This is a genomic window from Pseudomonas sp. E6002 (assembly GCF_013385565.1).
Taxonomy (GTDB): Bacteria; Pseudomonadota; Gammaproteobacteria; order Pseudomonadales; family Pseudomonadaceae; genus Aquipseudomonas.
The window spans coordinates 114438-128932 of record NZ_JACAPT010000027.1; the positions used below are offsets into that span (position 1 = coordinate 114438).

The following is a 14495-nucleotide window of genomic DNA, read 5'->3' on the forward strand; positions in this document are numbered from 1 at the left end:
TTAGTAGCCCTTAGTTGAATTGCGCTTAGTGCACGAGCTTCATCAATCAGACGTTCCTGTCTGTGCTTGATGGTGGCTGTGCGTAGGGCGCCTTCGGGCGCGCCGGCTTTGCGTAATTCCCCGGTCTACTAACCTGCGTGCAGCTGCCACCCTTTTCGTTTAGTAGCGAAAGGGGGTCAGCCCCAAGTCAGGAATTGCGTGAATGTTCAAAGTAACCCCGAATCCTCCGAAGAAACCGGATCTAAAACTCCACCAGGCTGCCCAGCGCGCCATTGATCACTACCTCAATCCCGGCACCGATGCCGAGACAGTCCCAGAGACAACCGCCCTCTTCAGCGTCACCTCCGGCGTCAGCAGCGAAATCCTGATCGCCAACAGCTACGAAACCGTTTCCTCCGTCAGCGCCCTGCTGCTCGACCTGTCCGACGAACTGACCGGCAAAGACCGCGACGTGGCATTAGCCATTCACCAACTGAGCGAATTGAGCGTACTGCTGATCGGCAAACTGATGGACCGCGAAACACCTCGGGCATGAAGCCCAACGCGGTCCTGCGGGACTAGCCCTTCAACTCACCCAACCGATTACTCGCCGCGTCGTCGTATGTCATATACAGCGACGCGGCGAGAGGCGCACGGTGCATTCAGCCATTGCTGAACCCCGCCTGGTTCGTTGTAATGGGCCTAGTCGAAACCCAACAGGTGATTCATGGACGCTGATCCGCTATGCCTAGTATTTGTACCAGCCCTCGTAGCCGTTCTCACCGCCGCTGAAGACAGAAAGGGTTCACCTCTTACCGAGGCTGAGGTCTGCAATATTCGAGACCAGGCGGTTTGTATTACCCTGCCATTCAGCGTGGCGCTTGATATGGAAAGGGAACGCGGCTATCCGGATATAGTTGCGGAGAACTGCTGGAGTGAATGGCAAAGCCGCAAATGTCATTGATTGATGTGGTCAGAATCACTTCACGTCTTTTCTAAAAGACTGTATGTGATGGTTGCCTAACTCAATTTTAGCGAGCGTGCTATGCCTGAATTAAAATGTTTCTTTCTTGATCATGACGTTGATATTGATCCAGATCCTCAGGCATATGCTGAGTTCTTCTTGAACTATCAATCTTCAAAGTGGCAGAAAGGGTCCGGTGATGGAGTATTTAGCTATATTAGTGACGAAGGTGACAAGTCCGAGCTATCAGTGCTAGAGAATAAAGAGTTAGGTATTTCAGTTAGATACAACATCCGAATATCCGGAGAACGAACAGGCGCTGAGTTTTATTCAGTGGGCACACTGAATAAAATTAATGTCGTTAAGAATTGTGGTGATGATCAGTTCGTACCTGAAGGCTCATTTTTAAAGCCCGATGTAGCATGGTTAGCGGTGGAAGATTTTTTAAAGAATCCGAGAGTTAAATCAGCTCGGATAACATGGTTGAATTCTGATGATATTTCCTGGCCCGACAGGTAATGAAATGACTTGATATGCCTGGATAACCCGGCACCACGCTGAACAGAAAGGGGCTTTATTTTTTCGATTAAAAAACCAGACTTCTTTTCCTTCTTGATCACGGCCTGAATCCCGCTACCGTCCCAGAGACGACCGCCCTTTTCAGCGCACTCTCCGGCGTCAGCAGCGAAATTCTGATAGCCAACAAACACAAAACCGTTTGCTCAGTCGGTGCCCTGCTGCTCGAGCTGTCCGACGAACTGACCGGACAGACCGCGATGCGGCACTGACCATCCACCAACTGAACGAATTGAGCGAATTGCTGATCGCAAACTGATGGACCGCGAAACACCTCGAAGCTAAAGCCGAACGCGGTCCAGCGGGACTAGCCCTTCAACTCACTCAACCGATTACTCGCCGCGTCGTCGTATGCCACATACAGCGACTCGGCGATTTGGCTTTTGATAGCCTTGGCGCTTTCCAGACCCAATACAAAACCTTCAGCCTTCCCGCCTGCGCGGTTGAGGTCTTCTTTGGTGTCAGCACCGGTGATGGCGTCGAGGAGCTTGATGGCGTGAGGGCCTACGCCTTTTGGGAGGCTGATTTGGTCGATGCTCATTGGGATGCCTCGGATGAGGTGCGGGATGGGGTGATGCGGGGTGAAGAGGTCATGGGCGATACCTTGAGATTGAGGTCGGTAGCGCGTGGAACCACTGCCGGGGGGGCCATGGTAGACCGGTATGGGAATTAAAGGGCTGGTTTCGGCCAAAAGCTGCCTGTCGGTTGCCCACGCTTTGACCGATGGGGTAGATGAAATTTTGAGTATCGCTAGAGTCTCATCGTCATTGCCTAACTGTGCCATCCAGGGGCGACGGATCGACTGTATGCAATAAGCGTCTGATCGGTACACCCTCGGGCAATTGCACGGAGCTGAAGATAATCCGGCCCTTGACCTCGGTGCTCAGCTTCGCCAGTCGCCGCTCCGGCACGTCGTAGATAAAGGCTTGCCGGATCAAGGGATGGTCCATACAAAACGCCAACAGATTGAATCGAAAGCTTGTCGCCAAGCTAGCATTTATCATTACCAAGTCGAAAACGCTGTCGCCGTACTCCAGTAGATTTAGCATTTCTTCCAAGCTCGATACAGGTGCTATGGCGTAGTAGCCCTGGTAGTTGAAGTCTCGCTCCAACCGCAAACGTTGAAAGTGTTGCGGATCGGCAATCATGATACGCAAGGCTTTATTGGTCATGGGAGGCTCCTAGCGACCTGCGCCGTTCGCTGTAGCCAACGTAGCAGGTCGGCGCCGTCCATTGGCCGGGCGTGCCAGTAACCCTGACCCTGGGTGCAGCCAAGCTCCAAAAGCTCTCGATGTTGCTCGGCGGTTTCAATGCCCTCGACTACCACGGACATGCCCAGGGTGCTCCCCAAGGCTAGGGTGCTCCCGATCACAGCTCGGCAACGGGGCTCATCATTGAGGCCACGGACGAACTCAGCGTCGAGCTTGATTTCGTTAAACGGTAACTGACACAGGCGCTGCAACGAGGAAAAGCCTGCACCGAAATCATCGATCGACAAGCGACACCCCATCATGCGCAGCCGTATCAGGTTTTCCAGGCACATCGCCGGTACTTCGAGTAATCCGCTCTCGGTCAATTCGAAGGTTAAGCTTGAGCCCGGAGTCTGGTTTGACGCCAATATCCGCTTGATCTGCGACGTCAGCTCAACACTGGCAAGTTGGCTCGCTTGAAGGTTGAACGCAAGGTCCAGAGCCGCGCCCTGGCTCCTGATCTGCCACTGCAAGCTCAGCGCCTGACGCATCAGGCTGAACAGCAGTTCATCGATCAAGCCACAACGCTCAACCGTCGACAGAAACACAGCGGGCGCGAGCAGGCCCTTGGTGGGGTGATTCCAGCGCGCTAGGACTTCCACCCCCAATACCTCGCCGGTCCGCAAATCGAATTTGGGTTGATAATAGGGCTCCAGTTGCTGATCGATAAAAGCATGTCGTACCTGCTCTTCGCTCGCCTCCTCTACACACGCCGGGATGGACTGCGCGGACCGCCGCCCGCTCAGATACGCCTCTAGAAACTGACGCAAAATATCTGCGTGCAAAGGCTTGGCAACATCACCGAGCATATTCAGCCCCAACAGTGAGCCCATCTGCCTCACTGCGCGACGCACATCACTTGGCATGCAACTGCTGATCAAGACGGCGCCCAGTTGCCCGGCGGTACCAGCACGCTGAATGAACTCAAGGCCATCCATACCTTCCATTTGCAGGTCGCACAACACTACATCTACAGAGCCAACCGCTTGCAAGAGGGTCAATGCTTCCACACCATTGCCGGCCTCCAGTACCTCGGCGCAGCCCAATTGTTTCAGCAAGCTGACCGCTACGGAGCGCTGGAACAGGTGGTCTTCAAGCACCAGGACACGAAGTGGCAGGCTAGGCATTTTGGTTCACTCGGCTACAAAGGAATACGCCCATTTTCGAGGATTGACCTCTAGGATTAGCGTGGAAAATGGCTGAGTTTTTGTAGGAATTTTCCCAAAGGATCTTCTGCTTCAGACACAAAAAAACCGCGCCGGACACAGTCCGGCGCGGTTTACCAGATGAACTACTTGTAGGTAATCGTGAAATTCGCGGTAGCGTTGGCTACGCCTGGTTCAGGGCCAATGGTGCTGCCGGCGGTCTGAATATAACGAGCCCCGAACTGCAGGGTGGTAACACCGTCGCGTACTGGCATTACCGGGGTATCCACACCCAATGGCAGCGGCGTGCCATCTTGCTTGAGCACTTGTACGGCAACCCCCTTGGCGGTCGATTCTGCGTTGAGACCCATCACGCCATTCCCTGCGTCAACGATTGCCGAACCGCGGACGCCTTCAAGGCGGATATTGGCGTTGTTGCCCTGGAAGTAGTTCCAGGCCTGGCCCGAGACGTAAGTGCCGGCCAGGCAGTTATTCAACGTGATGGAGAAGTTCTGGGTAGTGGTGGTGGTGCCAGGACCGTTGAATACTCTGCGCTCCCAGGTGCCCATGGGCACGTCAACGATGTTGCCGGTCTCCTGGGGCAGGCTACAGCCGGCTACGGTGATGCTGCCATTCAAGACGCCGGTGGCCCAGCGCTCGGGACCGCTGCCATTGTTGATGTCAAAGGAGTAGATCTCCAGTCCGTTGAAGTCATGACTACCCGCACCAATTGGACCGGTCTTGACCAGGAAGATGCTGATGCCCGCGACCGCCCAAGACCCTCCGGGACCACAGCTTTCAATGCTGATGGGAAAGGTGCTATCGCCGACGCGGCACCAGTAACCGACCCCACCATCGTAATTGACTATGGCGCCTACCCCCGGAATATTGGTGCTGTACACCGACTCACCCAGGCCCTTGCCAACGGCCACCGGTACACTGCCGACCTTCGCGCTCAAGACATTTCCCTGCGCGGTAAAGAGTGTGGAGGTCGTGCAGGTTACGCCTTTGTTGACTGAATACTTCCGGATACCAATGGTCGAGCCAACCGGCGCATCCTGGGGAATATACAAAGCCCCAACGTTGTAGGTCAGCGTCGAAGGGTTTATGTCGCATTCCGCCCAAGCCAACTGGCCCACACACATCTGTAAAACACCCAACAAGATCAAAGCCAAATACTTGTTCATCACAACCTCACAAAGATGCTGTCATTGATAGAGAACGGGGGGCTCAAGGCGCAACCCGGCACAGCGCTTCCATCACGCGATAACCATCGGTGATCGGCGCCTGACTGATATCCAGTTGAATCTCGCAGCGTTGCGAGGCTTTCTCGCCCCACTTCATGCTGTAGGTTTTGCCCTCGCCTGCCGACAGCAACACCTGTCCACCCTGTCCTACCACGCCCACGCTGGTGCCCTTGTCGTCCTCGACAGTGGTGCCAAACGGCAGTAGTGAACCGTCTTGCATGCGGACGTTGAGCACGACTTTCTCCGAACGGCTCGCGGCGAATTTGGCTTTCACCACGGCGCCACGACGCGGCACAACATTGGTCACGCCTTCGGCGATGTCGACGTTGGTGTCCAGCTCGCTGGTGTCCACTGTCACGCGGTTCTTGCGGTACGGCGTGACATACGGCACCAAGGCGTAGCCCTGCTTGTTGGTGAGGATGCCCGGAGCGTTCTGCACGCCAACATTCGGGGTATCCTTGACCTCCACCAGGGCCACGGTTTCGCCCAGGGTCTGGCCGAACTCAATGCCTTCGCTGTGGGCCAGTACCGAACCCGAGGCGCTGATCGAAGCTTGCTTGTAACCTTGGCCAACACTCACGCCGGCGCCCAACTGAGCAAACGGTGCGCGGTAGCCGATCAGGGCCGAGCCATTGTTACCGGTGTTTTCCACGCGGTTGGCGTCGACGTTGTACGTCATCTCGCCATTGCGACCGCTGATGCCGGCACGCTGATCAAGGCTGCCATCGTTGTTGCGGGTGACGCTGAACGTACCGGTGCTGCGGGTCTGGCCGAGAGGCATCGATACGGTGAACACCACCTGATTGCTCTGGCCATAGTTGTCGGTCAGGGTCTTGCTGGCGTAGACGCCGTAGGTCACACCCTTGACCTGAGTGTTGAAGCCCAGTTGCATCTGTTTGTCTACACGGGACGAGCCCCAATAGTTCTGCTGGCTCACGTTTAGGTACAGCGAGCCGTAGCTGTCCAGTGCCTGGTTGAGGCTTGCCTCGACCTTGCTGCGCTTGGAGATGTTGGCGTAGTCGTTGGGCTGTTGCAGGCTTACCGCTTCGGAGAAGTCACGGTAGCCTTCAGTGGAGTAGCGATAGCCGGCGAACCGCACCGATGTGCCGGTCTCAAAAGCCTTGCCGTAACGCACGCTGACGCTCTGGCCTTTCTCGCTGCCCGCCTTGGCCGACCGCGCGTTGGGAATGTCGGTCTGAGCCTGAGTCACGTCCACAGATACCGCGCCGAGGCTGCCCAGGCTCTTGCCGACACCCACCACACCGGCACGATAAAAATCTGCGCCGAGGGCGCCTCCGTAAAGGGTCAGATCGAATGGCAAACCGTAGGCCAGCGACGCCTGGACAAACGCGGGGTGTTCACCGCCCTGTGCGGCATTGTATTGACCAGCGGTGAAGCTGTAGCGCCAGGTTTTTTCCCGAAGCATGTTGGCCAGAGTCGCATAAGGCTGGGTGAAGCGACGCTCACGGCCATCGGCTTCGGTGATGATCACTTCCAGGTCGCCACTGCCGGAGGCCGAGTTCAAATCGTCGATCTCAAAGGCACCGGGCGCCACGTAGGTGGTATACAGCGAATACCCGTTCTGACGCACTTCCACCTTGGCCTGGGTTTCGGCAATACCGCGAATGATCGGCGCATAACCCTGCATCGAGTCGGGCAACATGCCCATGTCCGAAGCCACTTGCATACCGCGAAAAGGCACGCTGTCGAACACATCGCCAGGCGTGAAGCTTTCACCGACGGTCAGGGTGCCCTTGATGGCAGTCAGGTCGCGCTGGGCGTAGGTGTTGCTGCGCTGCCAGTCGCGGCCGCCTTGGTCATCCTGGCGGAACGAGGAGCTGGAGCGAAAACGCCAGTCGCCATAGTTAAAACCGCCGGTGGCATACAGGTTGTACTGGTGGCCGCTGCCCCGGGCATCGCTGCTGGTTTGCGCAGCCGAGAACTGATAATTGAGCATTGCGGCATTGATCCCGCGGTCCCATTCCTGCGGATCCACATAGCCGGCGGCATCGCGGCGCAAGGCGATCTGGGGCACGCTGATATCCAAGACCAAGCGGCTCGCATCGAAACTTACCGAGGCTCCGTCAATCAGGCTTTCCAGGTTGACGCATTCCGGCAGGATTTCACCTGGGGTGACGAAGCCATCAAGCTTGATCCCAAGTTCCTTGAGGAAGTCTTCAGACAGGCAAGCCTTCACGTCACCACTATCGGCGTCCTTGGCAAAGGTCATGTCGCGGCGGCCAAAGAAGCTCTGGTTCAGGCGCACCGCCACCGGGTAAGTGCCGGGGCCGATGCTGCCACTGTTGGCGATCGCGTCCAGGTCGAGGTTAGGGCCGGCACTGGTGCCGCCAAACGACTGCATGAAGCTGGAATCAAACTTCGCAGGCTCCCCCGCTTGCGCCAGGCTGCCGACAAACGCGGCCAGGACAGCAACGCACAGCGGCAAAGGTGCAAAAGGCACGTTTGAATGGCTGATACTCGGGATATGGATTCGCATGGCAATACTCAATACGAGCCCGTCGCACCACACAGGCGGCACGCGGTTTCGTTCGCAGGTAAAAGGGATGGAGCGTGTTAGCGGGGGCTGCCCAGCGGGGCTTTTTGTGGGTCGGTGTAGCCGCCGTAATCGTTGATGGCGCTGAACTCGACCTCACCGCTGGTGCCGGTAAAACCCGGTAGCGAATAACGCTGGCTGCTCATTGGCGCGACCATCGTCGGCTCGTTGACCTCGACCGAGCGGCCACTGGCGTTGACCTTCACGCCGATAAACGACACATGGAACGCCGACGGGTTATTGACCACCAGCACCGGCTTGCCCTGCGTCTGCACCAGGCTCCACTGCAACTTCGGCAGCGTGTCCAGTACCGAACCCTTGAGGCCGACAGGGCGATAAAACAGCTTAATCCTGGTGCGCATAGCAATCTTCAGGGTGTTCTCGTCGCCGGCACTCGCCACCGGGATTTCCTGGGCGTTGAAATAAAATACCGACTCGCGATCCGCCGGCAGGTTGCCCGGCACCTTCTGGATGCGCACTACTTGCTCTTTACGTGGGTCGAGGCGAAACAGCGGCGGGGTCGCCACAAACGGCGTCGGGGTGCTGTTGTCATCTGCCTCGGTGTTAACCCAGGTTTGCACGGCATACGGCTGGGAGGTGGTGTTGCTCACCGTGATGGCGGCGTCACGCTTGCTGCCATCGAACACTACCCGTGTACCGCCGAGCATGATGCCGGCCTGGCTGACGCTGCTGAGCAAGCTCGCACCAACCAGCAGTGCCGCCAGGGACAGAGTTTTGAAGGGAAAGGCTTTCATGTCGATCATCCTCTTGCCGTTGGGATGGCAGCCGGAGCGCGTTGACCCGGCTGTGCATCGAGGGGCTTACTGGTAGTCGATGGTGAACGCTGCCTTGGCGTTGGCCGGACCCGCAGTGGAAGCACCGGTAGCGATGTAGTTGGCGGTGAAACGCAGTGGCTGGGTCAGGTCGGCGTAGGGCGAGGAATCCAGGCCCAGTTGCACGTCCTTGCCTTGGGCGTCCTTGATCTGTACCGCGACGTTGGTGGCTGCGCCGGCGTCCGGGGCTATGCCAACCCATTGACCACTGGCACCAGCGTTGCCGCTCAGGGACAGGAACTTGACCACGGCTTTCTTGCCGGCAACGGTGCAGCCAGGGGCCGACGTGTCGATGGTCAGGCTAAAGGCGCCGCCGCCTGCGATGTCGCCTATTTTTGCCAGGGAGGTGGCAGGTACGTTACCCAGGCTCACATCACCGGCGCCGGCCGAACCGTTCAGGTCGCTGACCACTACCGGGCAGGTGTTATCGGTGACGCTACCGATGAAATTGATTTCGCCATCGGCGGCCATCGCGGCTTGGGAACCTGCGGCGAGGACTACAGCGGCAACCAGACTTTTCAGAGCAAACTTGTTCATAACGGTATCCAGATAATAAGTGGTAGGGAGTCGGCCCGCTGGGGCCTTGACCTCATGTTGGTAGCGCTGCCGGTGGCAGGTTTTTCGCTTCAACGGGTTCATTATCGGAATTGGAGGAAGGACTAAATGTAGGAAGCAGCTATTCGATTTGTAGGAAATTTCCCAGTGATTTTTCCAGCCTTCGGCGGCGTTTCCAGGTGCAGGAAACGCGGCTGAACGCGACGTCGTGAAGGGCTAGTAGTAATTGATGGTGAAGGTCGCGGTGGCATTCGCCGGGCCGGCGGTGATGCTGTCTGCGGTCTGGATGTAGCGGGCTTTGAGCGGAATGCTGTAGCTGGCGCCTTCTTGAGTAAGAGGGGTGATACCGCTGGCATGCAACGTAGCTAATGACAACGGAGAACCACGGCTATCAGCAACTTGCAGGCCTACCCCTGTGGCTGCGGGCGAGTTGCCTTGAGCACTGGGGTTAAGGCTTAAGATGCCCAGGGATGGGTTGATAGCGGCCAGAGTCGGATCAATACGTACTTGCAGAGTGTTGTTCTTACGTGAGCCAAGATTGCTGCTGGAGCCATCGTCCGCCCAACGCGGTCCGGTATCCTGATAATAGCCATTGAATGCAGGACAGTTGTTCAGTGCGATATTGAAATCCTTCCACTGAGTGAAGGTGTTCTTGCCGGAAAACTCGTTGGTCAGATGCGTGCCCATTGGTACGTTTACGTCCGGGGTTAAACAGGTACGCGAGACGATGTTGATGCTTCCGGAATAGTTGACCCTCATAACCTCAAGACTGTTGCTGGAGATCCAGTTCTGCGAAACCGTCGGCAGCGAGGCTCCCTGGATAGTGCCCGCTGTGACCTCACCGATTTTTATGAACGAAAGATCAAATGTCAGCGTGTTTGAAATGGTCCACACACACTCAACTTCATTGTTGCCACAATTACCAATGCTGGTTGAGGTGGGCATAGCATTGCCGGCGTACCAGACAACGACGCCAATGCCCTTGACCCCGGACTCATAAACCTTGCCCCCGTAAGGAACACCCACCCAACTGGACAAAGGCATAGGTGTGACAGACGGCCAACGCCTGGTCTCGATGTTGTAAATCCCAGGTGAGCAGCCGAACCTGACGGGTGAAACTTGCGTGAACGTTTGTCGATAGATCTCCGCACCTAACGGTACATCCCTGCCGACAGTAAGATTGCCGCCCAAAAGCGGTTGAGTGCGAATCATCGGGGCCGTATCGCTGTAAAAGTTGCAATCCGCCATAGCCATCCCTGTCACCAACGACAGCCCTATCACGGTCACACCGGCTTTCAGCCCCCTTATCCACTTCATTATCTGCTCTCCCGTGCGTTGCTCACTGAGGCAACGCGACTATCCAATTGATCGACCGCACACACCGCATCCACTTGGCGCAATGTCTTGCCGTCACTTTTCCCCGCAGGCAATGGCAACGAGCATTGCTGCCCCGCTTGCGTGCCCCAACTGATCAACAACCGCCGGGCATCTTCCTTCACCCGGGCATAGAGCTGACCGCCCTGGCCGACCACGCCCACCGATACGCCTCGGTCATCCACAACACTGGCGCCAAACGGTAGCGGGCTACCATCAGCCAGGGTCACGTTAAGCAGCAGGGCCTGACCATTACTGGTGCCGTACTTGAGCGCCACCACGGCACCGGCCCGCGGCGCGACTTGCTGGCTGGTTTCAGTCAGTTCAACGTCCAGGGACGTGCCCAGCGGATCGATGGCTACCTCGTTCAATTCATAAGGACGCAGGTACGGCACCACGGCATTGCCGCGACCGTCGAGGCGCAAGCCAGGGAAGCCCACCACCTTGGCACCCTCAGCGCCCTTCGCACTGACCACCGCCATGGTTTCACCGCGATAAGGGGTAAAGGTCACTCCGCTGGGGTGTGCCACGACACTGCCGCTGGCATTCAGGGACAGGCTGTTATAGCCATCACCCTGGCTGACGGTGGCGCCGACAATGGCTTTAGGGCCGGTATACTGGCCGTTGACCGAGGTATTGTTGGTGTGGCTGGCGCCTTCATGGCTGCCGGTCAGGCTGTAGTTGTACTGGCGGTCTTCACCGGCCGTGCCGCTTAAGGTCGTTTGTTCGCTGTAGCTGCCGTGGGTATCACGCAGTACACGACCCGACAATTGCGGCGAGTTGACCGAACCGCCGAACTCCAGTGGCATGCTGACGGTGAGCAGCAGGCTGTTGTCCATCTCGCCCAGGCCAATGCGGCTGCGGTTGGCACTGATGCCATAGCTGACCTGCCGTACCTGTTTGTTGTAGCTGAACTGGTACTGCACGTCCCGTCCCGGCTGGTTCCAATAGTTCTGGGTAAAACCACTGAACGCCACCTGGCCCCAGGGCCCCAGACTCTGGTTGGCCGTCAGGGTCAATCGGCTACGCGGGCGCCCGTAAAGGCTGGTGTCCAGGCCGTTGCGCTCGGCATCCAGCAACTGCATCGCGTTGCTGAAATCCAGGTAGTTCTCGGTGGAAAACCGCGTCGCCGCCACGGCAAAGTTACTGCCGGTACTGAGGATGTTTTTGCTGTAACTCATGCGCACACTCTGCCCGCTGGCCTTGCCGCTCTTGAGGTCGGTCTGGGCCTGGGTCAAGTCGATTCCCATGGCACCGATCGGCGTACTGAACGCCAGGCCGCCAAGCAGCGCGCGGTAATCATCACTGCCCTGAACACCGCCATATCCGGTGAAGATATTGCTCAGACCCAGTTGGTAGGTACCTTGCACCAGCTTGGCCTGGCGCTCGATGTAGTTATTGCGGGTTTCACCAGCAGTAACGTTGAAACGCGAAGTGCCGGGGCGAAGTAACTGCGCGGTGGACGCGTAAGGCACTATGAAGCGTTGCTCGCTGCCGTCAGCCTCATAGACGGTTACTTCCAGGTCGCCGCCGTAGCCGGTGGAATACAAGTCGTCGATGACAAAGGCCCCCGGCGACACTGTCGTCTCATACAGCAGGTTACCGGCCTGGCGCACCGTCACCCGTGAGGCAGTGCGGGCGATCCCGCGAATCACCGGGGCATAACCGCGCTGGGATTCGGGCAACATGCGGTCGTCGGTGCCCAGTTGCACACCGCGATAGGCCAGGGTGTCGAAAATCTCGCCACTGGTGTTGGCTTCGCCGACGGTCAACTGGCTCTTGAGCGAGGTAACGTCACGCTGGGCGTAGGTATTGAGGGTTTGGTAGTTCTGCCCCGTATCCTTCTGCCAGTTCAACGAACCGTTATGACGCAGGCGCCAGTCCCCCAGGTTCAAACCGGCGTTCAGGCCCAGGTAGGCTGAGTCGTAATTGCCGGTGTTGGTGGTGTTGTGGTTGGCGTTGAAGGTGTAGCTCAAGGTCCCGGCGGTGACGCCACGGTCCCACAGTTCAGGGCTGACATACCCACGTGCATCCCGGCGCAGGGCAATTTGCGGGATGCTGATATCCAGTTGCTGGCTGGAAGGCGAAAAGCTTACCGTAGCACCCTCGATCAATTGGCTCAGGTCCAGACAGCTTGCGCCGCTCTCCAGCTCGGCCGTGGCCTGGGTCGACAGCTTGTGCAGGTCCACGCCAATGAGCTCCAGCAAGCCACGGCTGAAGCACACCACCGGATGGCTACCGTCTTCGGCGGCATTGATGCGAATGTCCTGGCGACTGACCAGCTTGCCATTGACCGCAACATCGGCCCGGTAATCACCTGGCAGCACGGGGTTGCCCTTTTCGTATTGAGTCAGGTCCAGGCTGCGAGAGTCCTCAGGCAAAAAGGCATCGTTGAACTGCACGTCTTCAGCCCAGACCAACGGAGCCAGGCATATACCCGGCATTACGGCCAAAGTCTTGAGAATCAGCACCGTCAGCGGATTTAGGGCAAAGCGGCGGCTCACCTGCGGGCAGTGGCCCAGGCGTGGGATAGTCGTCATAAGTCACTCGTGCGCTAGAACATTCGCGGGTGTATCAGGGCTTGAGCGCCTGCTTGATCGGCATCAGCGCGCCGTAGTCATTGATCGCGTTGAACTCCACCTGGGCAGCGGCACCTGGCAGCGACTTGAGGCCCGGCAATGCAAACACCTGGTTCTCGCCGGGGTTGATCATGCCGTTGTCGCTCTCGAAGCGCTGGTTGCCGACGGCAAGGGTCAACTCCACCAGAGAGACGTGAAACGCCGTCGGGTTGAATGCTTGCAGCGCATAACCCTGGCCCTGGGGGATAACCTTCCATTGCACCTGCGATGGCGCCTCGGCAGCTGTGCCCGGCAGGCCGTCGGGTCGATAGAAAATCTTGATCCGCGAACGAAAGGCCATTTGCAGCACATTCAGGTCCACCGGGCCCTCGGCCTTGGGCGGGATTTCCAGCACGTTGAGCCAGAACACTGACTCCTTGCCCGTTGGCAGTGCCGCCCCCGTAAACATCAGGCGCAAGCTCTGGCCCTTACTCGGGTCGATCCTCGAGACCGGCGGCGACAGCACAAACGGTGCCTTGGAACTGGTAGGACTGGACTGCACGTCCCCGGTATCCACCCAGGCCTGCACCAGCGCGGGGTGCAAGCCGTTGTTGTTCAATTTGACGGTGATTTCTTTCTGGCCCGCCGGGTAAATCAAGCGGGTACCGGTGATCACCACACCGGCCATGGCCTGGGAACAGACCAGCGTGGCCAGCACTAACCACGCGCTGCGACGAAGATTTTTCAGACAGGACATAAAACACCTCATCAGCCCGACATCGGCGCGCCGGGTCGCGGCGCGCTGACGTGAACGCGGCTTACTGGTAGTCGACGTTGTACGTCACGGAGCTGACCACAGTGCCTGGGGTGGTGGCGCCGGTAGCGAAGTACTGCACGGCGTAAGGCATGTTGGCTGCGCCATTACCGTCGATGGTGTTGCGGGTGGTCTTGGTGCGCTGGTTGGTGTTACCGGCCTGGATCACCGCGCCGCCTTGGGCGTCAACCAATTGCAACTGCACGTTGGTGGCGGTGCCAGTCATGTTGTTCAGGTTGCCGCTGATTGGGTCGACTGTAGCGCCGGAGTTGAAGAAAGCGGCCGCGGTGGCGGCGGTGCCAACACAGTTGCTCAGTTGAATGTTGAAACCGGTACGGCCTTCAGCCTGGCCGGCAGCAGTCAGCAGGCCGGTAGAGATGGTTGGCAGGGTCACGGTGGCAACGGCAGGGGTGACCACGCCGTCTACCGCGATGGTGCAGGTCTGGTTAACCAATTCACCGTTGAAATTGATGGTGCCGTCGGCAGCGTTGGCGAACTGAGCGCCAGAAGCGCAAACCAGTGCAGCAAGCGTGAGGGCTTTAGTTTTCATGGTGCAACTCCAATGGGAAAGTTTTAAACACGGTCGCCAAGCGCTGATGAGTTGCCAGGTGCTGAATGCGCGCTGGAATAAACAAAGCATCTGCTG

The 14495-nt window shown here is 57.9% G+C and carries 14 protein-coding genes; 3 read left to right on the plus strand and 11 right to left on the minus strand.

The window, feature by feature from the left end; all coding sequences use genetic code 11:
* Positions 1–202: 202 nt before the first annotated feature.
* The 3 genes from HX815_RS21935 to HX815_RS21940 all read left to right on the plus strand — a co-directional run bounded on the left by HX815_RS21935 (position 203) and on the right by HX815_RS21940 (position 1462).
* Positions 203–535 (plus strand): DUF6124 family protein, encoded by a 333-nt coding sequence (locus HX815_RS21935; RefSeq protein ID WP_167662448.1) that lies wholly within the window; start codon positions 203–205, stop codon positions 533–535.
* A 171-nt stretch (positions 536–706) separates the two neighbouring features.
* A complete protein-coding gene (locus HX815_RS31735) occupies positions 707–943 on the plus strand; it encodes a hypothetical protein (RefSeq protein WP_083853257.1) in 237 nt (78 codons plus the stop codon).
* Positions 944–1024: 81 nt separating this feature from the next.
* Positions 1025–1462: a hypothetical protein gene (locus HX815_RS21940; protein ID WP_157222886.1), complete on the plus strand. Its 438-nt coding sequence runs from the start codon at positions 1025–1027 to the stop codon at positions 1460–1462.
* A 364-nt stretch (positions 1463–1826) separates the two neighbouring features.
* On the opposite strand, the gene HX815_RS21945 is transcribed toward HX815_RS21940, so the two are convergent.
* The 11 genes from HX815_RS21945 to HX815_RS21995 all read right to left on the minus strand — a co-directional run bounded on the left by HX815_RS21945 (position 1827) and on the right by HX815_RS21995 (position 14399).
* A complete protein-coding gene (locus HX815_RS21945; protein WP_008438825.1) occupies positions 1827–2060 on the minus strand; it encodes a hypothetical protein in 234 nt (77 codons plus the stop codon).
* Between the two features lie 223 nt (positions 2061–2283).
* Entirely contained in the window at positions 2284–2691 is a 408-nt protein-coding gene (locus HX815_RS21950; RefSeq protein WP_102605769.1) for a chemotaxis protein CheY, read from the minus strand.
* Positions 2688–3896: an EAL domain-containing protein gene (locus HX815_RS21955; RefSeq protein WP_102605770.1), complete on the minus strand. Its 1209-nt coding sequence runs from the start codon at positions 3894–3896 to the stop codon at positions 2688–2690. The genes HX815_RS21950 and HX815_RS21955 overlap by 4 nt, the downstream gene beginning before the upstream one ends.
* 164 nt (positions 3897–4060) lie before the next feature.
* Positions 4061–5101: a fimbrial protein gene (locus tag HX815_RS21960; protein WP_102605771.1), complete on the minus strand. Its 1041-nt coding sequence runs from the start codon at positions 5099–5101 to the stop codon at positions 4061–4063.
* 43 nt (positions 5102–5144) lie between these two features.
* Positions 5145–7658, minus strand: coding sequence for a fimbria/pilus outer membrane usher protein (locus HX815_RS21965; protein ID WP_102605772.1), 2514 nt, complete (start codon positions 7656–7658; stop codon positions 5145–5147).
* 77 nt (positions 7659–7735) lie between these two features.
* Positions 7736–8470: a molecular chaperone gene (locus tag HX815_RS21970; RefSeq protein ID WP_102605787.1), complete on the minus strand. Its 735-nt coding sequence runs from the start codon at positions 8468–8470 to the stop codon at positions 7736–7738.
* Between the two features lie 66 nt (positions 8471–8536).
* A complete protein-coding gene (locus tag HX815_RS21975) occupies positions 8537–9085 on the minus strand; it encodes a fimbrial protein (RefSeq protein ID WP_102605773.1) in 549 nt (182 codons plus the stop codon).
* A gap of 234 nt (positions 9086–9319) precedes the next feature.
* Positions 9320–10420 carry a fimbrial protein gene (locus tag HX815_RS21980; RefSeq protein WP_102605774.1) on the minus strand — a complete coding sequence of 367 codons (1101 nt, stop codon included), beginning with the start codon at positions 10418–10420 and terminating at the stop codon, positions 9320–9322.
* Entirely contained in the window at positions 10420–13017 is a 2598-nt protein-coding gene (locus HX815_RS21985) for a fimbria/pilus outer membrane usher protein (protein WP_256346978.1), read from the minus strand. Before HX815_RS21985 ends, HX815_RS21980 begins: the two co-directional genes overlap by 1 nt.
* A gap of 34 nt (positions 13018–13051) precedes the next feature.
* A complete protein-coding gene (locus HX815_RS21990) occupies positions 13052–13792 on the minus strand; it encodes a fimbria/pilus periplasmic chaperone (protein WP_177028872.1) in 741 nt (246 codons plus the stop codon).
* A gap of 61 nt (positions 13793–13853) precedes the next feature.
* A complete protein-coding gene (locus HX815_RS21995) occupies positions 13854–14399 on the minus strand; it encodes a fimbrial protein (RefSeq protein ID WP_102605776.1) in 546 nt (181 codons plus the stop codon).
* Between the last annotated feature and the right edge of the window lie 96 nt (positions 14400–14495).